Below are 24474 nucleotides of genomic sequence, written 5' to 3' on the forward strand. Positions count from 1 at the left end.
CCCCGGCGGGCACCGGGCGTCAGCCGACGGGCACTGCGCGTCAGGGTTCGGGCATAAGCTGGTGGTCCCATCGCGGGAGGGACATCGGTCATGCCGCCGGATGCCAGGATCCTGATCGTGGACGACCACCAGGACACGCTGTACGCGCTGGAGAACGTCCTGGCCCCGCTGGGCCACCGGATAACCCGCGCCAACAGCGGCGACGAGGCGCTCAAGCAGGTGCTGAGAGGCCGGGTCGGCCTCCTCGTGCTCGACGTGCGCATGCCCGGCGTCAGCGGCCTGGACGTCGTCCGCTACCTGCGGCGCCTCGAACAGACCCAGCACATCCCCGTCATCCTCCTCACCGGCTTCGGCCCCGACCAGGAACTGACCGCCACCGCCTTCGGCCTCGGCGTCGCCGACCTGGTCATGAAGCCGGTCGACCCGCTGGCCCTGCGCACCAAGGTCCGCTACCTCTACGACGCCCACCAGCGCTATGTCGCCCTCCAGGAGGAGACGCGCGAGCTGCGGGCCCGGATGCAGGGCCTGGACGCCGGGCCCCCGGACGACCCGGACGCCCGGGTGCCGCTCCAGCGCGACACCGAGGCCCGTTCGACGGGCCCGAGGGCTCCTACGACGACGTAGGCCATGCCCGGCCCGGCGCGGGCGCGTCGCCCGGTGAGGTGGGCACGCCCGGCGTGGGCGCCGCCCGGCGACGTAGGCCCGGCCCTGCGCACGGCGGCACCGGGCCCCTACGGCGGCGCAGAGCCCGCCCCCGCGCCGCCGGCACCGGAATCCCACCCTCCCGGCGCACGCGCGAACGGGGGACAAACGGTGCGTACCGATCCACCCCTGTGCCCGGCCTGCGGCATCGGGCAGCATGGCCTGCATGTCCGTACTGACGCGCGACGAAGCGCAGACCCGTGCCCAGCTCCTCGACGTCCACCGCTACACCATCGAACTGGACCTGACCACAGGCGACGAGACCTTCGAGTCCCGCACCGTGATCCGGTTCACCGCGCGCACGGGCGCCGACACCTTCGTCGAGCTCAAGCCGGCCGAACTGCGCTCCGCCGTCCTCGACGGCGAGACCCTCGACCCGCAGACCCTGGACGATAACCGGCTGCCCCTGAAGAACCTCGCCGCCGGCGAACACGAACTGCGGATCACCGCGAGCATGCGCTACTCCCGCACCGGCGAGGGCATGCACCGCTTCACCGACCCCGCCGACGGCGAGACCTACCTCTACACGCAGATGTTCATGGACGACGTCCAGCGCGTCTTCGCCGCCTTCGACCAGCCCGACCTCAAGGCCGTCTTCGACCTGTCGGTCAAGGCCCCCGCAGGCTGGACCGTCCTCGCCAACGGCGTCACCGAGCACCTCGGCGAGGGCCGCTGGCGGGCCGCCGCCACCCCGCCGATCTCCACCTACCTCGTCGCCGTCGCCGCCGGCCCCTGGCACTCCGTGCGCACCGAACACCGCGACCTGCCCTTCGGCATCCACTGCCGCCGCTCCCTCGCCCCCCACCTCGACGCCGACGCCGACGAGATCCTCGACGTCACCCGCGCCTGCTTCGACCGCTACCACGAGAAGTTCGCCGAGCCCTACCCCTTCGACTCCTACGACCAGGCGTTCGTCCCCGAGTTCAACGCCGGCGCCATGGAGAACCCCGGCCTCGTCACCTTCCGCGACGAATTCGTCTACCGCTCCGCCGTCACCGACACCGAGCGCCAGACCCGCGCCATGGTCATCGCACACGAGATGGCCCACATGTGGTTCGGCGACCTCGTCACCCTCAGGTGGTGGGACGACATCTGGCTGAACGAGTCCTTCGCCGAGTACATGGGCTACCAGACCACCGCCGAGGCCACCCGCTTCACCGGCACCTGGACCGAGTTCGGCGTCGTCCGCAAGGCCTGGGGCTACGACGCCGACCAGCGCCCCTCCACCCACCCCGTCGCCCCCGAGGACGTCGCCGACACCGCCTCCGCCCTCCTCAACTTCGACGGCATCTCCTACGCCAAGGGCGCCTCCGCGCTGCGCCAGCTGGTGACCTGGCTCGGCGAGAAGGACTTCCTGGCCGGCATCAACACCCACTTCGCGCGGCACAAGTTCGCCAACGCGACCCTCGCCGACTTCATCGACTCCCTCGCCTCCGCCACCCGGCGCGACGTCCACGCCTGGGCCGACGCCTGGCTGCGCACCACCGGCGTCGACACCCTCACCCCGACCGTCACCACCGAGGCCGGCACCTGCACCCTCACCGTCGAACACACCGGCAGCCGCCCGCACCGCATCGCCGTCGGCCTGTACGACCACGACCTCTCCGACGACGAGGGCCGCCTCACCCTGCGCGAACGCGTCGACATCGACGTCCCGCAGAGCGCCCCGCAGCCCATCGGCAAGCCCCCCGCGCTGCTCCTGCTCAACGACGGCGACCTCACCTACACCAAGGTCCGCTTCGACGCCGCGTCCGCCGAGTCCGTCGGCACCAGCCTGTCCCGGCTGCCCGACCCGCTGACCCGCGCCGTCGTCTGGAACGCCCTGCGCGACGCGGTCCGCGACGGCGAACTCGCCCCCGGCGCCTACCTGGAGACCGCCCGCGTCCACCTCCCGCGCGAGACCGACCTGGCCCTCGCCCAGGGCGTCCTCGCCTTCGCCTCCGCCCAGATCACCGACCGCTACCTCACCCCCGAGGAACGCCCCGCGGCCCTGGCGACCCTGTCCTCCCTGTGCCGCGACCTCATCCGCCGCACCGAGGACGGCGACCACCCCGGCCTGCGCCTGATCGCCGTACGCCACTTCATCGACGTCGCCGCCCACCCGGACACCATCGCCGCCTGGCTCGCCGACGGCACGGTCCCCGGCGGACCCGAACTCGACCCCGACCTGCGCTGGCGCGTCCTCGCCCGGCTCGCCGTCCTCGGCGCCGCCGACGAGGCCGCCATCGCCGCCGAACAGGAACGCGACCCGTCCGCCAACGGCCGCGAAGGCGCCGCCCGGTGCCGCGCCGCCCTGCCCGACGAGGAGGCCAAGCGCGCCGCCTGGGCCGCGATGTTCGACGGCGACGACCTGTCCAACTACCTCTTCACCGCCACCGCCCAGGGCTTCTGGCAGCCCGAACAGGCAGACCTCGTACGGCAGTACGTGCCGCGCTTCTACGACGACGCGGTCGCCGTGGCGGCCCGCCGCGGACCCGCCATCGCGGACGCCGTCGGCCGCTGGGCCTTCCCCGCGTACGCCGTCGACGCCGAGAACCTGACCCTGGGCGAGGCCTGCCTGCGCGAGGCGGACCCGACCCCGTCCCTGCGCCGCAAGCTGGCGGACCAACTGGACGACCTGCGACGCGCCCTGCAGGTCAGGGAGGGCACAACGGCATAGCCCCGCCAAGGCAATTGCCGGACGAGGCATTCGGACCGGAACGGGGGGCAGGGGCGGCGGCCCCGGCCCCCCGCACGGCATCCCGCGGCGCCTCCTGCTTTCGGGTCCAAAAACCCGTACAGCCACGGCACGTCGCCGCAACCACCGACAAACTGGGACTCCCCGCCCCCGGAGGAGCCCATGCGCACCCCGCCCCTCGCCTCAGGCCCCGAAGGCACGGCCGCGCCACGGCCCTTGCTCGCCACCGTCCTCGACGCGCCGGACGCCGGCACCCGCGCCCGCGGCGGCCCCTCCCGCGGGCGGCCCCGCCGCGGTGGCCGCCCGGGTCCGCGCAGCGGTCGGTGAAGTCCTCCCGCAGCAGGGCGACCCGGCCGCCCTGCACACCCTGGTCCGCGTCCTGGCCGAAGGCTCCGCCGACCCCGCCCACCCACTGTGCGCCGCACACCTGCACTGCCCACCCCTCGCCGTCGCGGCCGCCGCCGGCCTCGCCGCCTCCGTCCTCAACCCCTCCCCGGACTCCTGGGACCAGGCCCCGGCCGCCTCGGAACTCGAAGCGCTCGTCACCCACGCGCTCGCGGCCGAGGCAGGACTGGCCGACGCCCTCGTCGACGAGGTCTGCGCCCGGGCCCAGGACCTCGCCGCCCTGATCGCCGCCGACCCCGCCCTCGAGCTGTACGGCACCCCCACCCTCAGCACCGTCCTCCTCCTCCGCCCCGCCGCCGCCGACGAGACCGTGGCCCGGACCCGGCGGCGGCTGCTCACCGAGGGCCGCGCCGTCCTCGGCCGGGCCCGCCTCGACGGCCGGCTCCGGCTCAAGGCGACCCTCCTCAACCCCCGCACCCGGCCCGACGGCCTGGCCGCCCTCCTGAAAACGGTGGAAGGAAACACCCCCACATGAACACCCCCGCCCACCCGGCCCCCGACAGCCCCCGCGACCTCACCGGCATCGGCATCGGCCCCGCCAATCTCTCCCTCGCCGCCCTCGCCCAGCCCCTCGCCGAACTCGACGCCGTCTTCTACGAACAACGCCCCACCTTCGCCTGGCACCCCGGCCTCCTCATCGACGGCGCCCGCGTCCAGGTGCCCTTCCTCGCCGACCTCGTCACCCTCGCCGACCCCGCCAGCCCCTGGACCTTCCTCAACTACCTGAAGACCCGCGAGCGCCTCTTCCCCTTCTACTTCGCCGAGCGCTTCCACATCCACCGCGCCGAGTACGACGCCTACTGCCGCTGGGTCGCCGACAGCCTCCCCGCACTCCACTTCGGCCACCAGGTCGACGCCGTCCGCTGGAACCCCGAACGCGACCTGTTCGAAGTCGACTTCACCCGGCTCGGCCCCGCCGGCGAAGCCGAGGCCACCGGCCGCACCCACACCAGGAACGTCGTCGTCGGCATCGGCACCCAGCCCCACGTCCCCGACGCCCTGCGCCCCCTCACCGACGCCCCCGGCGTCCCCGTCCTGCACGCCGGCGACTACCTCGACCACCGGGCCGAACTCCTCACCGCCGGCCACGTCACCGTCGTCGGCTCCGGACAGTCCGGCGCGGAGGTCTTCCTCGACCTCCTGCGCCACCGCCCCACGGGCCGCGAACGCCTGCACTGGATCGGCCGCACCGAGGCCTTCGCCCCCATGGAGTACTCCAAGCTCGGCCTCGAACACTTCACCCCCGACCACACCCGCTACTTCCACGCCCTGCCCGAACCGGCCCGCGACCACCTCGTCGACGCCCAGTGGCAACTCCACAAGGGCATCGACGCCGACACCCTCGCCGCCATCCACGAGGAGCTGTACCGCCGCACCCTCCACGGCGGCTGGCCCGACGCCGTCCTCACCCCCGGCGTCCGCGTCCGCACCGCCGGCCGCATCGCCACCACCCAGATCGAACTGCACCTCGAACACGTCCGGCAGGGCACCCGCAGCCGCCTCACCACCGACGCCGTCGTCCTCGCCACCGGCCACCGCGAACGCCCCCTGGACCACGTCCTCGCCGGACTCGACCCCCACCTCCGCCGCGACAGCGCCGGACGCCCCCGCATCGACGAACACTTCCGCCTCGCCCTCGACCCGTCCGTCACCGGCTCCGGCTGCCACGTCTACGTGCAGAACGCCGAACGCCACACCCACGGCGTCGGCGCCCCCGACCTCGGCCTCACCGCCTGGCGCAGCGCCACCGTCCTCAACACCCTCACCGGCAAGGAGTCCTACCCCCTCCCGCACCGCACCGCCTTCACCACCTTCGGCCTCGACCCCCGGCCCCACATCCCGCCGGCCCCGCAGCCGTCCACCCTCACCCCGCTCCTCGAAGACCGGTGACCCACCGGCCACGACGAAGGGACGGCGGGAGCCAGGCCCCCACCGTCCCTCACGCCCCGACCACTGCCCAACGGCTAGAAGACGGGCGTACCGTCGCGCGTCAGCCTCCAGTCCACCGACGCGAAGTCCCTCGGGTCCAGCACACCCTTCGCCGTCACCCACTCCGCGATCCGCGTCCGGATCTCCGTCGACTCCGCCCACAGCTCCTGCGCCGACGCCACGTGCGGGAACGCACCGCCACCGTTGGCCCGGTAGTTGTTCACCGCCAGCACGAACTGCCGGGCGTCCTCCAGCGCCGCCCCGCCGTACGTCAGGTTCCTGATCCGCGACCCGGCCGGCTGCGCGACGTCGATGTCGTACGACAGCCCCGACACATAGTCGTAGTTGTAGTCCGGACGGCCACCGGCGTTCGTCAGCTTCGCCACGTCCACGGCCGCGTCCGCTGCCGTCTGCACGAAGTACTCCGCCGAGTACTCCAGGTACGCCCGCACCTGAGCACCCGTCATCAGCTTCGCGACCAGCGTGTTGTCGTACACGTACAGGCTCGACAGGTCCCGGATCGTCACCTCGCCGGCCGGGATCTCCGAGGTCCGCGAGAACGGCGACGCCTGCGCGATCACCGGCAGGGACGCATACGACGTGCCCGCCAGGGCCGCCTTCACCACATCCTCCTGGACCTTGGTGATCAGGTCGATGATCGGGGCGTCCTTGTAACGCGCCTCGACCGTGGTCAGCGTGTCCGTCGCCGTGCCGACGACCTGATTGACGTACTCGACGACCTTGGCGTGCTCGTCCGACAGCAACCTGGTGATCTTCGGGTCGTCGGCCACCGTGTTGGAGTTCAGCACCGACGCCGCCACCGACTCCACGCTCCAGCGGCCCCGGGCGAAGACCAGCTCGATGTCGAACAGCGACAGCCGCTCCGCATAGGCCAGCGGCTCCGACAGCACGACCGTCCTCCCGGTCTCGTCGTTGACGACCTTCAGCTCCGGGATCTCCACATGCGCGTGCCCCACCAGGATCGCGTCGATCCCCGGCACCCGCTGCGCCACCAGCGCCGCCGAGTTCTCCACGTACGGCAGCTGGTCACCGTACGACGACGTGCCCGAGGAACCCGAGTGCGCCGACACCACGACGACGTCCGCGCCCATCGACCGCAGCTTCGGCACCCACTTCGCCGCCTGCTCCTCCAGACCCGGGAAGGCCAGCTTCCCCTGCACGTACGCCTTGTCCCAGATCGCGATGCCCGGGTTGGTCAGACCCAGCACCGCCACCTTCACCGGCGGCGCGCCCTTCACGCAGAACGTCTTCATGAAGTAGGGCGGGAACGCCGGCTTCAACGTCTTCGCGTCCAGCGCGTTCGCCCCGAGCAGCGGGAAGTCGCACTGCTCCTCGAACTTGCGGAGCGTCTCGATGCCGTAGTTGAACTCGTGGTTGCCGAGCGCCACCGCGTCGTACCCGATCGCGTTCATCGCCTGTGCCATCGGGTGCACCGGACCGCCCTCGGCGGTGATCGGGTCCACCTTGGCGTAGTAGTACGTCAGCGGCGTGCCCTGGATCGTGTCGCCCGCGTCCAGGAGCAGCGTGTTCTCCCGGCCCCTCTCCTTGCGGATCCTGTTCACCAGGGTCGAGATGCGCGCCAGACCCTGCGCGTTGCCCTTGGCGTCCGAGTACTCCGCGTCCTTGAAGTAGTCCCAGTTGAAGACGTGCCCGTGCAGGTCCGTCGTCCCCAGCACGGTCAGCGCGTACCGCTTGGCCGGCCTGGCCGGCTTTGCAGCCTCCGCCGCCTGCGCCGCCGGTGCCGCGACCGCGCCCGCGACCGCCACCCCCGCCCCGGTCACGGCGGACTTCTTCAGGAACTTCCGGCGGTTCAACGGCATGCTGTGCTCCTCGGGCAACGACCAATGACGCGCGTAGACAGACGCGCGCGAACGAAGGACGCGCGCAGCCGGACGCGCGTAGATTCTGACCCGGCCATGGCAAACGACAACAGACCCCGCAGGTTTCGATCTGATGACCGCAGCCACACGGGAGCCACCCCACAACCGGACAAGACCTGCCGGAGCGGGACGTGCCCTCGGCGACGAAGCCACGCGCGGACGCCCACAGGACACCCTCGAACGCCGGACCCCCGCAGGGCCGCCGCCACCGAGGACACGCCACCCGAGCCACCCCAGCCACCCGAGCCACCCGACCTCGAACCGGAACGGATGCGAGTGCAGATGCGGGTGCGGGTGCGGGTGCGCGCCGAGGCGAAAGCGCAACTCACCCTGCTCCCTCCGCACCTGTGAATTCACCCGATCGAAGAATTCGGACGACCCAGCGGATGCTCATCGGAGCGACCGGGTGCACAATGCGGCGCTCGTCAACAACCCTTCACACAAAGGTTGTTGAGCAGCCATGTCCGACGAATTCACTACCGCCGGGTAAGACTTAGGCTCGACTCATGCGCCGAGCGAAAATCGTCTGCACCCTGGGCCCCGCCACCGACTCCTACGACCGCATCAAAACCCTGGTCGAAGCCGGAATGGACGTCGCCCGCCTCAACCTCAGCCACGGCGACCACGCCGAACACGAGGAGCGCTACCGCCACGTCCGCAAGGCCTCCGACGAGACCGGCCGCAGCGTCGGCACCCTCGCGGACCTCCAGGGCCCCAAGATCCGCCTCGGCCACTTCACCGAAGGCCCCGTCCTCCTCGAACGCGGCGACACCTTCACCATCACCGTCGAAGAAGGCGTGGCAGGCGACCGCCACACCTGCGGAACCACCTACGCCGGCCTCGCCGACGACGTGTCGCCCGGCGAACGCATCCTCGTCGACGACGGCAAAGTATGCCTGGAAGTCACCGAGGTCGACGGCCCACGCGTCCACACCCGCGTCGTCGACGGCGGCATCGTCTCCGACCACAAGGGCCTCAACCTCCCCGGAGTCGCCGTCTCCGTCCCCGCCCTGTCCAAGAAGGACGAAGAAGACCTCCGCTGGGCCCTGCGCACCGGCTTCGACGTCATCGCCCTCTCCTTCGTCCGCAGCGGCCGCGACATCCTCGACGTCCACCGCATCATGGACGAGGAGGGCCGCCGACTGCCCGTCATCGCCAAGGTCGAAAAGCCACAGGCCGTCGAGAACATCGACGACATCGTCGCCGCCTTCGACGGCATCATGGTGGCGCGCGGCGACCTCGGCGTCGAGATGCCCCTCGAACAGGTCCCCATCGTCCAGAAACGCGCCGTCAAACTCGCCAGACGCAACGCCAAGCCCGTGATCGTCGCCACCCAGATGCTCGACTCGATGATCGACAACTCCCGCCCCACCCGCGCCGAGGCCTCCGACGTCGCCAACGCCGTCATCGACGGCACCGACGCCGTCATGCTCTCCGGCGAGACCAGCGTCGGCAAATACGCCGTGCAGACCGTCCGCACCATGGCCAAGATCCTCGAAGCCGCCGAGGAGGACATCCTCGCAGCCGGCCTCCCACCCCTCACCGAACGCAACAAACCCCGCACCCAGGGCGGCGCCGTCGCCAGAGCCGCCGCCGAGATCGGCGACTTCCTCGACGCCAAGTTCCTCATCGCCTTCACCCAGACCGGCGACACCGCCCGCCGCCTCTCCCGCTACCGCTCCCCGATCCCCCTCCTCGCCTTCACCCCCGAACCCGCCACCCGCTCCCAGCTGAACCTGACGTGGGGCGTCGAGACGTTCCTCGTCCCGCCCGTCGGCTCCACGGACGCGATGGTCGACCAGGTGGATGAGCTGCTGCTGCGCCACGGCCGCTGCGAGAAGGGCGACGTGGTCGTGATCACGGCGGGCTCACCGCCGGGGGTGTCCGGCTCGACGAACCTGGTCCGCGTCCACCACGTCGGGGAGGACGACAGGCCCGAGTAGGGCCGGGCGGGGGTCAGTATTTGGGGCCCACGTGGGTGTCGAGCAGGGCGACGTGCGCCTTCTTCGCGACGGAGATGTTGTAGGGGTTCCCGTTGCGGGTGCAGTGCGTCCACTCGATGCCCAGTTTTTCGAGGGTGTCGGTGAAGAGCCGCCGGATGTCGTCGGAGACGTTGGTGAAGAAGTACCGGGGGTATTCGTAGCGCTTGCGCTCACCGCCGACCATGCGGGTCGTCCAGTTGGTGATGCGGCATCCGTCGGAGTGGATGAGGCCGCGGACGAACTCCCAGGGGTGGGCGTCGACGATGGCCTGCTGCCAGGGGGCGAGAGTGATGCGACGCTCGTGCTTCTTGCCCGGGCCGTGCTGGGGGAAGAGGCAGTGCAGGTGCTTCGAGTAGACCTTCACGTTGCGGCAGCCCGTCCTGCGAACCCGGCAGACGGAGTTGTCGGGGAAGACTGCGCGTATGGCCTGCTCGCATTCATCCATGAGGCCGGGCCATGATTCGGCGCAGGTGATCATGAGGTTGGGTACGCGGTGCTCTGAGTAGTGGCTGATGTGGCCGTCGCCGAGATAGAGCCCCAAGAGGTAGCTGTATGCCGTCTCGTCCAGCTCCCTACCGTCGCACCGGGGGCACCTCGGGTCATGCGAGCCAGGGCACTCGCCGCGTTTCGCGCGGTCCGTGTGCTTCCAGTAACCGATTGTGCCCAGAGGGATGTTGAGCTGACGAGCCACGTCGGCGTTCCGGGTGCCGTTGCGCAGCAACGTGACGGCCGTCTGCCGAACCTCGATGCTGTGAAAGTTCATGTGAATACGTTGCGTGACTGACTGCCACCGTAAGCAGCAAAAAGCGGAAGATCACGCGAACGTGACCCTCCGCTTATCGGTGCCGGGTGCGGGATTCGAACCCGCAAGCCGTGAGGCGCGGTCTTTTGAGGACCGTGTGTATGCCGTTCCACCAACCCGGCAGGACTGGTTGGTCGGAAGCATACCGGGTCACCGTACTTGCCCGCCGCTAGGTAGGCTGCATGAACAGCAGTGCCTGCCCGGCCCGTAACAAGGAGCCCCCGTGACCTCCCCCGAGTCGCCCCAGCCCGTAGACGCGCCCGACGACGACAAGTCGCACGTGCCTCCGCTGACGACCCGTGTCGTCATCGCCGAGGACGAGGCGCTGATCCGCCTCGATCTCAAAGAGATGCTGGAGGAGGAGGGCTACACCGTCGTCGGCGAGGCCGGTGACGGCGAGCAGGCCGTCGAGCTCGCCCGTGAGCACAAGCCGGACCTGGTCATCCTCGACGTGAAGATGCCGAAGCTGGACGGCATCTCCGCCGCCGAGAAGATCGCCGAGGAGCGCATCGCGCCGGTGCTGATGCTGACCGCGTTCTCGCAGCGCGACCTGGTCGAGCGGGCGCGTGACGCCGGTGCGATGGCGTACCTGGTGAAGCCGTTCAGCAAGAGCGACGTCGTCCCGGCGATCGAGATGGCCGTCTCCCGTTTCACGGAGTTGCGTGAGCTGGAGAACGAGGTCGCGGACCTCACGCTGCGGCTGGAGACCCGCAAGCTGGTCGACCGGGCGAAGTCGATCCTGCAGACGGAGTACGGGCTGACGGAGCCGGCGGCGTTCCGGTGGATCCAGAAGACGTCGATGGACCGGCGGATGTCGATGCAGCAGGTGGCGGAGGCCGTGATCCAGGATGCCGAGGAGAAGAAGGCGTCCAAGGGCTGAGGCGTCGCCGCCGCACGGACGAGGTCGCCGCCGCACGGACGAGGTCGTCACGCACGGACGGAGAGGCCCGCGCTCCCGGATCGAACCGGGGGCGCGGGCCTCTTCGTGTGCGGGGTCGGCTCAGTCCTCGCCGAGGTACGCCTTGCGGACGGATTCGTCGTGCAGGAGGTCCCGGCCGGTGCCGGAGAGGACGATCTTGCCGATCTCCATGACGTGGCCGTGGTCGGCGAGCGAGAGGGCGGCCTGGGCGTTCTGCTCGATGAGGAGGATGGTCATGCCCTGGGACTTCAGTTCCGCGATGGTCGCCATGATCTTCTGCATCATGATGGGGGAGAGGCCCATGGAGGGTTCGTCCAGCATGAGCAGTTTCGGCTGGGACATGAGGGCGCGGCCCATGGCGAGCATCTGCTGTTCGCCGCCGGAGAGGGTGCCGGCGGCCTGCTTGCGGCGCTCTCCCAGGATGGGGAAGAGGTCGTAGGCGCGCTGGATGTCCTTTTCGATGCCTGCCTTGTCGTTGCGCAGGAAGGCGCCGAGGCGGAGGTTGTCCTCGATCGTCATGCGGGGGAAGATGTGCCGCCCCTCGGGGGAGTGGGCGAGTCCGAGCGAGACGATGTCGTGGGCGGGGATCTTCTTCAGCGACTTGCCGTTGAACCTGATCTGGCCGCCGACGGGCTTGAGCAGGCCGGACAGGGTGCGCAGGGTGGTGGTCTTGCCGGCGCCGTTGGTGCCGATGAGGGTGACGACCTCGCCGGCGTCGACCTTGAAGGAGATGCCTTTGACGGCTTCGATCTTGCCGTAGGCGACCCGGAGGTCTTCGACTTCGAGCAGTGCGGTCATCGGTCGTTCTCCTTGGCGGGCGCGGCGTCCGTCGGGGTGGCGGCGCTCTCGGCTTTCGCTTCGGCGGCCTCGACTTCGGCTGTCTCTTCGTCGCCGGGGGCGTCCTCGAAGGGTTCGCCGAGGTAGGCGGCGACGACGCGTTCGTCGCCCTGGACGGTGGCGCTGTCGCCTTCGACGAGTTTCTCGCCCTGGACGAGTACGGCGACGCGGTCGCAGAGGTTGAAGATGAAGCGCATGTCGTGCTCGATGACGAGGACGGCGATGCCCTTGTCGCGGATGGCGAAGACGAGCTCTTCGGTCGCGCGGGTTTCCTGGGGGTTCATGCCGGCGGTGGGTTCGTCGAGGAGGAGCAGGCCGGGTTCGCTGGCGAGGGCCCGGGCGATCTCGAGCTTGCGCTGTTCGCCGTAGGGCAGGTTGCGTGCGAGGTGGTCGGCCTTCTTCTCCAGGCCGATGAACTCGAGGAGTTCCATGGCGCGTTCGCGGGAGGCGGCTTCGGCCTTGTGGAAGCCGGGGAGGCGCAGGACGGCCGACCAGAAGCCTTCTTTGGTGCGGGTGTGGCGGCCGACGAGGACGTTTTCCAGGACGGTCATGTTGCCGAAGAGGCGGATGTTCTGGAAGGTGCGGGCGATGCCGGCGGCGGTGACCTTGAAGGATTTGGGGGGCAGGACGGTGCCCTTGTAGCGGACTTCGCCTTCGGTGGGGATGTAGAGGCCGGTGAGGCAGTTGAAGAAGGTGGTCTTGCCGGCGCCGTTGGGGCCGATGAGGCCGACGATTTCTCCGGCGTTGACGTGCAGGTCGACGTCGCGGACGGCGGTGAGGCCGCCGAATCGCATGGTGACGCCGCGGGCTTCGAGGACCCTTTCGCCGGTGGGGGCGACCGTGGTGGTGGTGTCGGTGGTCATGGTGGTCAGGCCCCTGCCTTCGTCAGGACGGTGGGAGCTTCCGCGTCCTCGTGGAACTCGAGCTGCCTGCGCCGGTTGGGGATGAGGCCCTCCGGGCGGAAGCGCATCAGGAGGATGAGCGCGAGGCCGAAGGCGAAGAGCTGGTAGTCGCCGAGGAACTGGAGCTTGTTGGGGATGAGGAAGAGCAGTGCCGCGCCGATGAGGGGTCCGCTGATGGTGCCCATGCCGCCGAGGACGACGGCGGCGAGGAGGAAGGCGGAGTTGGGCGGGATGGGGCCGGCGAAGAGGTACTGCTCGGGGGTCACGGTGTAGGTGACGTGGGCCTGGACGGTGCCGGCGAGGCCGGCGAGGGAGGCGCCGACGGCGAAGGCGATCAGCTTGACGCGGAAGCCGTTGATGCCCATGGCGAGTGCGGCGGTCTCGTCCTCGCGGATGGCGACCCAGGCGCGTCCGATGCGGGAGTCGCCGCTGCGTCGGAAGACGAGGACGACGATCGCCGTGATGACGAGCATCAGGAAGAAGTAGTTGGCGAACCGGCCGATGGTGAAGCCGGCGATGACGTGTTCGGCTCCGAAGTCGAACCCGAGGATGTTGAGGTTCGGGATGGAGGAGATGCCGTTGGAGCCGTTGGTGACGTCGGGGCCTGAGGTGCCGTCGAGGTTGTTGGCGGTGATGCGGAAGATCTCGCCGAAGCCGAGGGTGACGATGGCGAGGTAGTCGCCGCGCAGTCGCAGGGTCGGGGCGCCGATGAGGACGCCGAAGACGAGGGAGGCGGCGGCGCCGACCAGGACGGCGGCCCAGAAGGGGAAGTGCACGTCGAAGGGGGAGCTGGGGGAGCCGGAGACCATGGCTGCGGCGTAGGCGCCGACGCCGAGGAAGGCGACGTATCCGAGGTCGAGGAGGCCGGCGAGGCCGACGACGATGTTGAGGCCGAGGGCGACGGTGCCGAAGATCAGGATGTAGACGCCGACGGTGGCGTACTGGTCGTCGGTCTGGGTGAAGGGGAACATCGCGGCGGCGACGAAGGCGCCGCAGATGGTGATGTTCTGGTGCCGGGCGGTGATCTGGGAGGCCTGGTTGACCAGTCCGGCCTTGTTGAGAGCGGCGAAGCCGAAGGCGGCGGTGATGAGGAAGCCGATGAAGAGTTCGTCGTACTCGGTGCCGATGCCGTAGGTGAAGACGGTGAGGCCGAGGCCGAGGACGGCGACGATGATGAGGATCTCGGCGTAGGAGGGGAGGGCGCCGACGGGGCGGGGGGTGCCGCCGGCGAAGGCGGCCCTGGTGATGTCGCGGCCGCCGCGCAGGCGGTGGCGGAACAGTTCCCAGCCGGTGTCGTCCGGGTCGTGGGGTTCGGGTTCGGGCCGTTCGAAGGGGAGGGCGAGGGCGCCGAGGAGGGCGGTCAGGGTGGCGAGGGCGGCGATGAAGCCGCCGGGCTCGAGGTTGACGATGCCGCCGAGGTCGACGGTGATCGCGATGACCGTGTACCAGACGGTGGCGAAGGCGGCGAGGGCGGCGAACTTGATGGCGCCGTCGGCGCCGGCGGGGGTGAGCCAGCCGAGTCCCTTGACGCCGTAGGAGGACAGGCCGAGGAGGGTGGTGAGGGCGCCGCCGATGAGGGCGAGGACCTGGAGGCCGCCGGGGTAGCCGTAGACGGTGAGGTCGCCGGGGAAGGCGGCGGTCCAGGTCCAGGCGAGGAAGGTGGAGACGACGGTGAGGGCGCCGCCGCCGGTGGCGAGGGCGCGGCCGAGGTGCTCCGGGATGCCGATGAGGCCGGTGGCCGGTGCGGCGGCGGGGGTGCTGGGGGTGCCGGGTGCGGTGGTCTGTGTGGTCATCGGTGTCACGCCCTGTCCGCGACGCGTTCGCCGAGCAGGCCTTGTGGCCTGAACAGCAGTACGAGGATGAGAAGTACGAAGGCCCAGACGTCGGCCCAGGACTGGCTGCCGAACTGGTCCATGCCGGGGATGTCGGCGATGTAGGCGGTGGCCAGGGTTTCGGCGATGCCGAGGACGACGCCGCCGATCATGGCGCCGTAGATGTTGCCGATGCCGCCGAGGACGGCCGCGGTGAAGGCCTTGAGGCCGAGGATGAAGCCCATGCGGTAGTCGATCTGGCCGTACTTCAGGCCGTAGGCGACGCCGCCGACGGCGGCGAAGACGGCGCCGAGGGCGAAGGCGATCACGATGATGCGGTCGGTGTTGACGCCCATGAGCTTGGCGGTGTCCGGGTCCTGCGCGGTAGCCTGCATGCCGCGTCCGGTGCGGGTCTTCATGACGAAGTAGGCGAGGACGGCCATGCTGATGGGGGCGGCGGCGAGCAGGAAGACGTCACCGGTCTGGATGGTGATGTCGCCGAGGTGGAAGGGGCCGCCCTCGATCTGGGGGAAGGTGCGGGCCGACGTGGCCTCCGGGTACCAGGCCCAGACCGCCTGCTGGAGGGCCAGGGAGAGGCCGATGGCGGTGATGAGGGGGGCGAGCCGGGGTGCGCCGCGCAGGGGGCGGTAGGCGAACCGTTCCGCGCCGATGGCGACGAGGGCGGCGACCAGCATGGCGCCGATGAGCATGAGCGGCAGGGCTATCCACATGGTCGTGCCGTTGGGCAGTACCCAGAGGTAGACGGAGAGAGCCCCGAAGGCGCCCGTCATGAAGATCTCGCCGTGGGCGAAGTTGATGAGCTGGACGATGCCGTAGACCATCGTGTAGCCAATGGCGACCAGCCCGTACATGGATCCCAGTAGCAGGCCGTTGACCAGCTGCTGCGGCAGTTCGTTCACCGCATGTCCTCCGAGACGTTCGGATGATTTCGACGGATGTGTCCGGATGTGGGTCCGCGCGGGGCGCCAGTGGAACAGCGCCCCGCGCGGCTCGGTGATGCGGGTGGGTCAGCCGGTGTAGGTGCCGGACTTCACCGACTTCCAGGCACCGTTCTCGACGGCGTACACGGTGAGCTGCTTGTTGGTGGCGTCACCGAACTCGTCGAAGGAGACCTTGCCGGTCACACCGTCGAAGGAGACGTTCTGCATGGCGGCGGTGACCTTGGCGCGGGCGTCGTCCGGGAGCTTGCCGTCGTTGTCGTCGACGACCTTCTTCACGGCCTCGATGATCGCCCAGGCCGAGTCGTAGGAGTAGCCGCCGTAGGCCTCGAAGGCCTCCTTGTAGCCCTCGGCCTTGTAGTTGGCCACGAACTCCTTGGCGGAGGGCAGCTCCTCGACCGGCGCGCCGACCGAGGTGGCCAGGTCGCCGGCGGCGGTGGCGCCGGCCAGCTTGATGAAGTCGGCGCTGTAGATGCCGTCGCCGCCGACCACGGGGATCTTGGCGCCGGCGGCCTTGATCTGCTTGCTCAGCGGACCGGCCTGCGGGTACTCGCCGCCGTAGTAGACGACGTCGGCGCCGGAGTTCTTGACCTTCGTGGCGATGGCCGAGAAGTCCTTGCTGTCCGGGTTGATGTGCTCGGTGCCCGCGACCGCGCCGCCGAGCTTCTGGAACTCCTTGGCGAAGGTGGCGGCCAGGCCGGCGCCGTAGGTCTTCTTGTCGTCGATGACGAAGACCTTCTTCTTCTTGGCGTCGTTGAACAGGTACTGGGCGGCGAACGGGCCCTGGATGGCGTCCGTGGTCGCGGTGCGGAAGTACGAGTTGTAGACGCGCTTCTTGGAGTTCTGCCAGTCGGTGCCCTGGGTGAGCGCCGGGTTGGTGTTGGCCGGGGAGACCTCGACCAGCTTGGCGTCGTCGAAGACCTTCTGCATCGACTCGGCGACGGAGGAGTTCAGCGGGCCGACCACGCCGAGGACGGACTTGTCGGCGACCAGCTTGGTGGCGTTCTGCTGGCCGGAGGACGGCTGCGCCTGGTCGTCGAGCGCCTCGATCTTGAAGGTGACGCCGTCGACGTACTTCTTCTTGTTGGCCGTCTTGGCGGCGAGGTCGACGGAGTTCTTGATGCCGAGGCCCAGCGCGGACAGGTCGCCGGTCAGCGGGGCGTCGACGCCGATGGTGACGGTGGTGCCGCCGCCGCTGTCGGAGCCCTTGTCGTCGCTGTCGCGCGAGCCGCAGGCAGTGAGGGTGAGTGCTCCCGCGGACAGCGCAGCGGTGATGGCGATGAGCGAACGTTGACGCACGTTCCAGTCCTTTCCCTGGGCGGCCCTCCCCCCTGGAAGAGGCCGAGTCGAGCGCTGGGGCCGAAGGGGTATTCCAGCTGCGCGGTGACTGGCCGTGACTCTAAACGGGTGAAGGTAACGCGGAGGAGGCTCTGGCCCATGCTGTGACTCTCTTGTTATGACACGAGGTAATGCAGAGCGGTACTCAGAGGGTGGAACCGTGGAATTCAGGCCGATTCGCCCTGTCCGCATGGTGAGAATCCGCAGGACGGGCCCCGATGGTTTCAGGTGTCTCAGGCGTTTTGGTGATTACGCGGATTCGTTGCTACAGGCGACCTGTAGGGCCTGGGAGAGGTCCTGCGCATACCGGGGGCCGAGGATGAAACTGTGGTCCTGTATTGCGCGCGCATTACGCAGAGTTACGTCCAGGAAAGGCAACCCGGCATCCTCCGGCACATTTCCGCAATCCGTCACATGCATCGTGATGACGATCTTGCGGGCGGAACCCGCCTTTGTACGGAAAGGTGATCGCGGCGCCGACGTCAGGAAGATCCCCGCGTACGGCTGCGCCAGCCGCGTCGTCGTGACCGGCGGACCCGACTCCACGCTGAGCAGCACCTCCAGCGCGAAGGTCCGCGGCCGGGTGCCCGGTGGCACCGAAAGCGGCCCCAGATAGGCGATGTTCACGACCTGGGACGGGAACGGCGCTGCCGGGACGGCCCGTTGGCGCTCCTGCGGCCGGGTCGCCCAGAGCAGAACGCCGCCGGCCAGGAGGGCGAGGGCCGTCAGCGCCCCGAGCGCGGCCCGGCGGTGACGCCCGGGGAACGGGATCGGCCAAAGCCGCGAAGCACCCGCCCCTTGCGCGTCCTCGGCCTCCCACGCGCGCGTGCCCTCACCCGGCTCGACGGGGCCGACCCCGTCGCTCACCGCCACGGACCTCCGTCCGGAGTGCCGGAGCGGTACCGGGCGGCACAGCCCTCGTGCGCCCGGCGGGCGATCAACTCGTCGGCGGCACGGGCGCCTTCGCGCTTCTTCACGGCCCGCGCGGCGTCCACGACCGACCGCAGGATCTCGTACTGGCCGTCCGAGAGCCCCATCGACTGGTAGTCCCCGTAGCCGCCGCCGCCGTCCAGCACCTCGCGCGACCAGTGGACGACGATCCGGGCGCACAGCACCGCGGGGGGAGTCGCGGAAGGCGCCGGGGTGCTCCGCGTCCCGGCGGCGCCGGGGCCGGCGCACGCCGTCGCCAGCACGCCCGCGCCGAGGACCGCCCCGAGGCCTCGCGCCGTGGCGGCCCACCGGAGCGTCCCGGGTCGCGGTGCCGGCGTGGACCGGCGTGCCGCAGGCGGCGGTGCCGTTCCGGTCGGCGGTGCCGTTCCGGTTCGCGGTGCCGTTCCGGGCCGTCGCGCCGCCCGCGGCCACAGGGGCCCTCCCGTTGCCATCCCCCGACGCTAGGCCGCGCAGGCGGCCGCGGGCAACGGGCAGGGAGGGCCCGGGGGGAGGGGAGCGCCGGTGCGGTCAGCCGGCCGCGGGCGCGGCGTCGCCGGGGTTCAGGTCCCGCAGCAGACACGTCAGCCGCGCCGTGCACACCCGCTTGTCCGCCTCGTCGCTGATCACGATCTCGTACGTCGCCGTGGACCGGCCCCGGTGCACGGGTGTGGCCACGCCGGTGACCAGGCCGGAGCGGGCGCCGCGGTGGTGGGTGCAGTTGAGGTCGACACCGACGGCGATCTTGGAGCTGCCGCCGTGCAGCATGGCGCCGACCGAACCGAGGGTCTCCGCCAGCACCGCGGAGGCACCGCCGTGCAGCAGGCCGTACGGCTGGGTGTTGCCCTCGACCGGCATCGTGCCGACGACCCGCTCGGCGGACGCCTCGACGATCTGCACGCCCATGCGGGTGCCCAGGTGCCCGGCGGAGAAGAGGGCGCCCAGGTCGACGCCGAGCGCCGCGTACTCGTCGACGACCTCCTGCGGGAACTTCACGTGCTGCTGCTCGCCCATCGGGACCTGCTCCGTTCGTCGTGACCCGTGTCGTGACCGGTACGGGGACCGTGTCGGCTGAGCAAACGCTCAGCCGGCCGCCGATTGTTCCAGACGGACGACGACGGACTTGCTGGCCGGGGTGTTGCTCGTGTCCGCGGTGGCGTCCAGCGGCACCAGGACGTTGGTCTCCGGGTAGTACGCCGCCGCGCAGCCCCGCGCCGTCGGGTAGGACACCACCCGGAAGCCGGGCGCCCGCCGTTCCACCCCGTCCCGCCACTCGCTCACCAGGTCCACGTAGGAGCCGTCGGCGAGGCCGAGCGTGCGGACGTCCTCGGGATTGACCAGGACGACCCGGCGGCCGTTCGTGATGCCCCGGTAACGGTCGTCGAGCCCGTAGACGGTGGTGTTGTACTGGTCGTGCGAGCGCAGCGTCTGCAGCAGGAGACGGCCTGCGGGCAGCTCGGGGAACTCCACCGGCGCGGCCGTGAAGTTGGCCTTGCCGGTGGCCGTGGGGAAGCGGCGCTCGTCGCGCGGGGCGTGCGGCAGCGCGAAGCCGCCGGCGCGGGCGACGCGCGCGTTGAAGTCCTCGAAACCGGGGATCACGCGCGCGATGCGGTCCCGGATCGTCGCGTAGTCCCTCTCGAACTCCTCCCACGGCACCCGGCTGTCCTCGCCCAGCACCCGGCGCGCCAGCCGGCACACGATGGCCGGCTCGGACAGCAGCCGCGCGCTCGCGGGCGCCAGCCGCCCGCGGGAGGCGTGCACCATGCCCATGGAGTCCTCGACGGTCACGAACTGCTCGCCGCCGCCCTGCACGTCGCGCTCGGTACGGCCGAGCGTCGGCAGGATCAGGGCACGCGCGCCCGTGACGACGTGCGAGCGGTTGAGCTTCGTCGACACGTGCACCGTCAGCCGGGCCCGCCGCATCGCCGCCTCGGTGACCTCCGTGTCGGGGGAGGCCGACACGAAGTTGCCGCCCATGGCGAAGAAGACCTTCGCCTCGCCGTCCCGCAGCGCCCGGATGGCCCGTACGACGTCGAATCCGTGCTCGCGCGGCGGCGCGAAGCCGAACTCCCGCTCCAGGGCGTCCAGGAAGGCCGGGGCCGGGCGCTCGAAGATGCCCATGGTGCGGTCGCCCTGCACGTTCGAATGCCCGCGCACCGGGCAGACGCCCGCGCCCGGACGGCCGATGTTGCCGCGCAGCAGCAGGAAGTTGACCACCTCGCGGATGGTCGGCACGGAGTGCTTGTGCTGGGTGAGGCCCATCGCCCAGCACACGATGGTGCGCTCCGAGGCCAGCACCATGCGCAGGGCCTCCTCGATCTCCGCGCGCGTGAGCCCGGTCGCGGCGAGCGTCGCGTCCCAGTCGGCGTCGCGGGCGGCCGCGGCGAACTCCTCGTAGCCGTGGGTGTGCTCGGCGACGAAACGCTCGTCGACCGCGCCCTCGGTCTCCAGGATCAGCTTGTTGAGGAGGCGGAACAGGGCCTGGTCGCCGCCGAGGCGGATCTGGAGGAACAGATCGGTCAGGGCGGTGCCCTTGAGCACGCCCTGCGGGGTCTGCGGGTTCTTGAAGCGCTCCAGGCCGGCCTCGGGCAGCGGGTTCACGCTCATGATCCGCGCGCCGCCCGCCTTGGCCTTCTCCAGGGCGGTCAGCATCCGCGGATGGTTGGTGCCCGGGTTCTGGCCGGCGACGATGATCAGGTCGGCCTTGTACAGGTCCTCGAGCAGGACACTGCCCTTGCCGATGCCGATCGTCTCCACGAGGGCCGAACCGGACGACTCGTGGCACATGTTGGAGCAGTCGGGAAGGTTGTTGGTGCCCCACTCGCGCGCGAACAGCTGGTAGAGGAACGCGGCCTCGTTGCTCGTGCGCCCCGAGGTGTAGAACACGGCCTCGTCGGGGGAGGCCAGGGCCGCCATCTCCTCGGCGACGATGTCGAAGGCGCGCTCCCAGGAGACCGGCTCGTAGTGCTCGCCGCCCTCGGGCAGGTACATCGGGTGCGTGAGCCGGCCCTGCTGGCCCAGCCAGTAGCCGCTCCGCTCCGCCAGGCCGGCGACCGGGTGCGCGGCGAAGAACTCCGGGGTGACCCGGCGCAGGGTGGCCTCCTCGGCGACCGCCTTCGCGCCGTTCTCGCAGAACTCCGCCGCGTGCCGGTGGTCCGGCTCCGGCCAGGCGCAGCCCGGACAGTCGAAGCCGTCCTTCTGGTTGACGCGCAGCAGTGTCAGCGCGGTCCGCCTCACCCCCATCTGCTGCTGGGCGATCCGCAGGGTGTGACCGATGGCCGGCAGCCCCGCCGCCGCGTGCTGCGGCTCGGCGACCTGCGGCGCGTCCTGAACCGGGTCGGCCTCGGGCGGCTTCGTTGCCATCGCGGCGCTCCTTCACTGACACGGGTGACCACTCCCACCGATCCTTGCACGCGGCACCGGCAGGGCGGAGGTGCGGACGGGCGGGGTACGGGAGCAATGGTTGCAGGGCCGCGGGGGCAGGGGGAGGGGCTGTGGCCGCGCCCCGGGCCGCCGGAGGCACACGTGGGCCGGAGTGTCGGTGGGGCGTGGCAGGATCGGGGGCGTGGCAGAAACAGCATCGAAGAAGACCGAGAACACCTCCGGCGCCGGCCGGCCCCGCCTGATGCTCATGGACGGGCACTCGCTGGCCTACCGCGCGTTCTTCGCGCTGCCCGCGGAGAACTTCACCACCGCGGCCGGCCAGCCGACGAACGCGATCTACGGCTTCGCGTCGATGCTGGCGAACACCCTGCGTGACGAGGCGCCCACGCACTTCGCGGTGGCGTTCGACGTCTCCCGCAAGACCTGGCGCTCCGAGGAGTTCACCGAGTACAAGGCCAACCGTTCCAAGACCCCGGACGAGTTCAAGGGCCAGGTCGAGCTGATCGGCGAGCTGCTCGACGCGATGCACGTCTCACGGTTCGCGGTCGACGGCTTCGAGGCCGACGACGTGATCGCCACGCTGGCCACCCGGGCCGAGGCCGAGGGCTTCGAGGTGCTGATCGTCACGGGCGACCGCGACTCCTTCCAGCTCGTCAGCGAGCACACCACGGTGCTGTATCCCACGAAGGGCGTCTCCGAGCTGACCCGCTTCACCCCGGAGAAGGTCGTCGAGAAGTACGGGTTGACGCCCGCCCAGTACCCCGACTTCGCGGCCCTGCGCGGCGACCCGTCCGACAACCTCCCGGGCATCCCGGGCGTCGGCGAGAAGACCGCCGCGAAGTGGATCAACCAGTTCGGTTCGTTCGCGGAGCTGGTCGAGCGGGTCGACGAGGTCAAGGGCAAGGCCGGGCAGAACCTCCGCGACCACCTGGAGGCCGTCAAGCTCAACCGCCGCCTGACGGAGATGGTCCGCACCGTCGAGCTGCCCGGCACCGTCCTCGACCTCGAGCGCGCCCCCTACGACCGTACGGCCGTCGCGATGATCCTCGACACCCTGGAGATCCGGAACCCCTCGCTGCGCGAGCGGCTGCTCGCCGTCGACCCGGGCGCACAGGAAGCCGGGGCGAGCCCGGCCGTCGCACCCGGCGTGGCACTGGACGGCACGGTGCTGGGCACCGGCGAGCTGACCGCCTGGCTCACCGAGCACGGCGCCGAGCCCCTCGGTGTGGCCACCGTCGACACCTGGGCCCTGGGCACCGGGGCGGTCGCGGAGATCGCGCTCGCCACGGCGGACGGACCCGCCGCCTGGTTCGACCCGTCAGAGCTGGACGAGACCGACGAGAACACCTGGGCCGCCTGGCTGGCGGCCGGGGACCGCCCCAAGGTCCTGCACAACGCCAAGGGCGCCATGCGCGTCTTCGCCGAGCACGGCTGGAGCGTCGCCGGCGTCTCCATGGACACCGCCCTGGCCGCCTACCTGGTCAAGCCGGGCCGCCGCTCCTTCGACCTGGACGCGCTGTCGCTGGAGTACCTGGGCCGGGAACTGGCCCCGCCCGCCGCGGCCGACGGCCAGCTCGCCTTCGGCGCGGACGAGGGCGCCGAGGCCGAGGCGCTGATGGTGCAGGCCCGCGCGATCCTCGACCTCGGCGAGGCCTTCCGCGGCCGGCTGGAGGAGGTCGGCGCGGCCGATCTCCTCCAGGACATGGAGCTGCCCACCTCCGCCCTCCTCGCCCGGCTGGAGCGGCACGGCATCGCCGCCGACCGGGCGCACCTGGAGGCCATGGAGCAGATGTTCGCGGGCGCCGTCCAGCAGGCGGTGAAGGAGGCGCACGCCGCCGCCGGGCACGAGTTCAACCTCGGCTCGCCCAAGCAGCTCCAGGAGGTCCTCTTCGGAGAGCTGGGGCTGCCGAGGACGAAGAAGACCAAGACCGGTTACACGACGGACGCCGACGCTTTGGCCTGGCTCGCCGCCCAGACGGACAACGAACTCCCGGTGATCATGCTCCGCCACCGTGAGCAGGCCAAGCTCCGCGTCACCGTCGAGGGCCTGATCAAGACGATCGCCGCCGACGGCCGCATCCACACCACCTTCAACCAGACGGTCGCCGCGACCGGCCGCCTGTCGTCCACGGACCCCAACCTCCAGAACATCCCGGTCCGCACGGACGAGGGCCGGGCGATCCGGCGCGGGTTCGTCGTCGGCGAGGGCTTCGAGTCCCTGATGACGGCCGACTACAGCCAGATCGAACTGCGGGTGATGGCCCACCTCTCCGAGGACGAGGGCCTCATCGAGGCGTTCACCTCCGGCGAGGACCTGCACACCACGGCCGCCTCCCAGGTCTTCGGCGTCGAGCGGGACGCCGTGGACGCGGAGATGCGCCGCAAGATCAAGGCGATGTCCTACGGCCTGGCGTACGGCCTGTCGGCGTTCGGGCTGTCCCAGCAGCTGAACATCGACGCGGGGGAGGCCCGCGCCCTGATGGACGCCTACTTCGAACGCTTCGGCGGTGTGCGGGACTACCTGCACCGGGCGGTCGAGGAGGCACGGGCGACGGGCTACACGGCGACGCTCTTCGGGCGCCGCCGCTACCTCCCCGACCTCAACAGCGACAACCGCCAGCGCCGCGAGGCGGCCGAGCGCATGGCCCTCAACGCGCCGATCCAGGGCACGGCGGCGGACATCGTCAAGATCGCCATGCTGAAGGTGGACGCGGCCCTGCGCGAGGCGGAGCTGAAGTCCCGCATGCTCCTCCAGGTCCACGACGAGATCGTCCTGGAGATCGCCCCCGGCGAGCGGCCGGCCGTGGAGGAACTGGTCCGCCGGGAAATGGCCGGCGCGGTCCACCTCAGGGCCCCCCTGGACGTCTCGGTGGGCGCGGGCCCCGACTGGGAGTCGGCAGCCCACTAGCTTGATCTTTAACCTGTGCGGCGTGGGCGCGGAGTGGTCGACTTCTTGGCCCGGGACGTAGTGGTGCCCGTCTTGCGGGGTGTGTGGACGT

General features: G+C 70.6%; 17 protein-coding genes, 1 tRNA gene and 1 pseudogene. 7 read left to right on the forward strand and 12 right to left on the reverse strand.

Annotated features, from left to right (window positions below; all coding sequences use genetic code 11):
- Positions 1-90 precede the first annotated feature (90 nt).
- From ACIP5W_RS20170 to ACIP5W_RS20185, 4 genes and pseudogenes are all read left to right on the forward strand, one after another.
- Complete coding sequence (locus ACIP5W_RS20170) at positions 91-624, forward strand: two-component system response regulator (protein WP_401474980.1); 534 nt, start codon at positions 91-93, stop codon at positions 622-624.
- 244 nt (positions 625-868) lie between these two features.
- Complete coding sequence (pepN, locus tag ACIP5W_RS20175; protein WP_401474983.1) at positions 869-3361, forward strand: aminopeptidase N; 2493 nt, start codon at positions 869-871, stop codon at positions 3359-3361.
- Between the two features lie 180 nt (positions 3362-3541).
- Positions 3542-4259, forward strand: a pseudogene (locus ACIP5W_RS20180) (hypothetical protein).
- Positions 4256-5674 carry a lysine N(6)-hydroxylase/L-ornithine N(5)-oxygenase family protein gene (locus ACIP5W_RS20185; RefSeq protein ID WP_401474986.1) on the forward strand — a complete coding sequence of 473 codons (1419 nt, stop codon included), beginning with the start codon at positions 4256-4258 and terminating at the stop codon, positions 5672-5674. The pseudogene ACIP5W_RS20180 and the gene ACIP5W_RS20185 overlap by 4 nt, the downstream one beginning before the upstream one ends.
- Positions 5675-5748: 74 nt before the next feature.
- Here ACIP5W_RS20185 and ACIP5W_RS20190 read toward each other — a convergent pair whose 3' ends face one another.
- Positions 5749-7554: a bifunctional metallophosphatase/5'-nucleotidase gene (locus ACIP5W_RS20190; RefSeq protein ID WP_401474989.1), complete on the reverse strand. Its 1806-nt coding sequence runs from the start codon at positions 7552-7554 to the stop codon at positions 5749-5751.
- 566 nt (positions 7555-8120) lie between these two features.
- Here ACIP5W_RS20190 and pyk point away from each other — a divergent pair.
- Complete coding sequence (pyk, locus tag ACIP5W_RS20195) at positions 8121-9557, forward strand: pyruvate kinase (RefSeq protein ID WP_401474992.1); 1437 nt, start codon at positions 8121-8123, stop codon at positions 9555-9557.
- Positions 9558-9570: 13 nt separating this feature from the next.
- On the opposite strand, the gene ACIP5W_RS20200 is transcribed toward pyk, so the two are convergent.
- Together ACIP5W_RS20200 and ACIP5W_RS20205 are read right to left on the reverse strand one after the other, a co-directional pair.
- Positions 9571-10359, reverse strand: a complete 789-nt coding sequence (locus ACIP5W_RS20200; protein ID WP_401474995.1) for a helix-turn-helix domain-containing protein — start codon at positions 10357-10359, stop codon at positions 9571-9573.
- A gap of 80 nt (positions 10360-10439) precedes the next feature.
- Positions 10440-10520, reverse strand: a tRNA-Leu gene (locus tag ACIP5W_RS20205).
- A 101-nt stretch (positions 10521-10621) separates the two neighbouring features.
- On the opposite strand from ACIP5W_RS20205, the gene ACIP5W_RS20210 reads away from it, so the two are divergent.
- The gene (locus ACIP5W_RS20210; RefSeq protein ID WP_401474998.1) at positions 10622-11278 is read left to right on the forward strand and encodes an ANTAR domain-containing response regulator; all 657 of its coding nucleotides are present in this window, start codon (positions 10622-10624) and stop codon (positions 11276-11278) included.
- Positions 11279-11398: 120 nt separating this feature from the next.
- On the opposite strand, the gene ACIP5W_RS20215 is transcribed toward ACIP5W_RS20210, so the two are convergent.
- The 9 genes from ACIP5W_RS20215 to ACIP5W_RS20255 all read right to left on the reverse strand — a co-directional run bounded on the left by ACIP5W_RS20215 (position 11399) and on the right by ACIP5W_RS20255 (position 21454).
- Complete coding sequence (locus tag ACIP5W_RS20215; protein WP_401475001.1) at positions 11399-12115, reverse strand: ABC transporter ATP-binding protein; 717 nt, start codon at positions 12113-12115, stop codon at positions 11399-11401.
- The gene (locus tag ACIP5W_RS20220; RefSeq protein WP_401475004.1) at positions 12112-13017 is read right to left on the reverse strand and encodes an ABC transporter ATP-binding protein; all 906 of its coding nucleotides are present in this window, start codon (positions 13015-13017) and stop codon (positions 12112-12114) included. The genes ACIP5W_RS20215 and ACIP5W_RS20220 overlap by 4 nt, the downstream gene beginning before the upstream one ends.
- Positions 13018-13022: 5 nt before the next feature.
- The gene (locus ACIP5W_RS20225; RefSeq protein ID WP_401475007.1) at positions 13023-14849 is read right to left on the reverse strand and encodes a branched-chain amino acid ABC transporter permease; all 1827 of its coding nucleotides are present in this window, start codon (positions 14847-14849) and stop codon (positions 13023-13025) included.
- A gap of 5 nt (positions 14850-14854) precedes the next feature.
- Positions 14855-15787 (reverse strand): branched-chain amino acid ABC transporter permease, encoded by a 933-nt coding sequence (locus ACIP5W_RS20230; protein WP_401475010.1) that lies wholly within the window; start codon positions 15785-15787, stop codon positions 14855-14857.
- A gap of 108 nt (positions 15788-15895) precedes the next feature.
- Positions 15896-17125, reverse strand: a complete 1230-nt coding sequence (locus tag ACIP5W_RS20235) for a branched-chain amino acid ABC transporter substrate-binding protein (protein ID WP_401475013.1) — start codon at positions 17123-17125, stop codon at positions 15896-15898.
- A gap of 288 nt (positions 17126-17413) precedes the next feature.
- Positions 17414-18031: a Tat pathway signal sequence domain protein gene (locus ACIP5W_RS20240; protein ID WP_401475016.1), complete on the reverse strand. Its 618-nt coding sequence runs from the start codon at positions 18029-18031 to the stop codon at positions 17414-17416.
- Positions 18028-18279 carry a hypothetical protein gene (locus tag ACIP5W_RS20245; protein WP_401475019.1) on the reverse strand — a complete coding sequence of 84 codons (252 nt, stop codon included), beginning with the start codon at positions 18277-18279 and terminating at the stop codon, positions 18028-18030. The genes ACIP5W_RS20240 and ACIP5W_RS20245 overlap by 4 nt, the downstream gene beginning before the upstream one ends.
- A gap of 343 nt (positions 18280-18622) precedes the next feature.
- Positions 18623-19105 carry a PaaI family thioesterase gene (locus ACIP5W_RS20250; RefSeq protein ID WP_401475022.1) on the reverse strand — a complete coding sequence of 161 codons (483 nt, stop codon included), beginning with the start codon at positions 19103-19105 and terminating at the stop codon, positions 18623-18625.
- A 69-nt stretch (positions 19106-19174) separates the two neighbouring features.
- A complete protein-coding gene (locus tag ACIP5W_RS20255) occupies positions 19175-21454 on the reverse strand; it encodes an FdhF/YdeP family oxidoreductase (RefSeq protein WP_401475025.1) in 2280 nt (759 codons plus the stop codon).
- Positions 21455-21656: 202 nt separating this feature from the next.
- On the opposite strand from ACIP5W_RS20255, the gene polA reads away from it, so the two are divergent.
- A complete protein-coding gene (gene polA, locus ACIP5W_RS20260; protein ID WP_401475028.1) occupies positions 21657-24383 on the forward strand; it encodes a DNA polymerase I in 2727 nt (908 codons plus the stop codon).
- The last annotated feature ends 91 nt before the right edge of the window (positions 24384-24474 follow it).

The sequence above is a fragment of the Streptomyces sp. NPDC088766 genome, from assembly GCF_044750845.1.
Classification (GTDB): domain Bacteria; phylum Actinomycetota; class Actinomycetes; order Streptomycetales; family Streptomycetaceae; genus Streptomyces.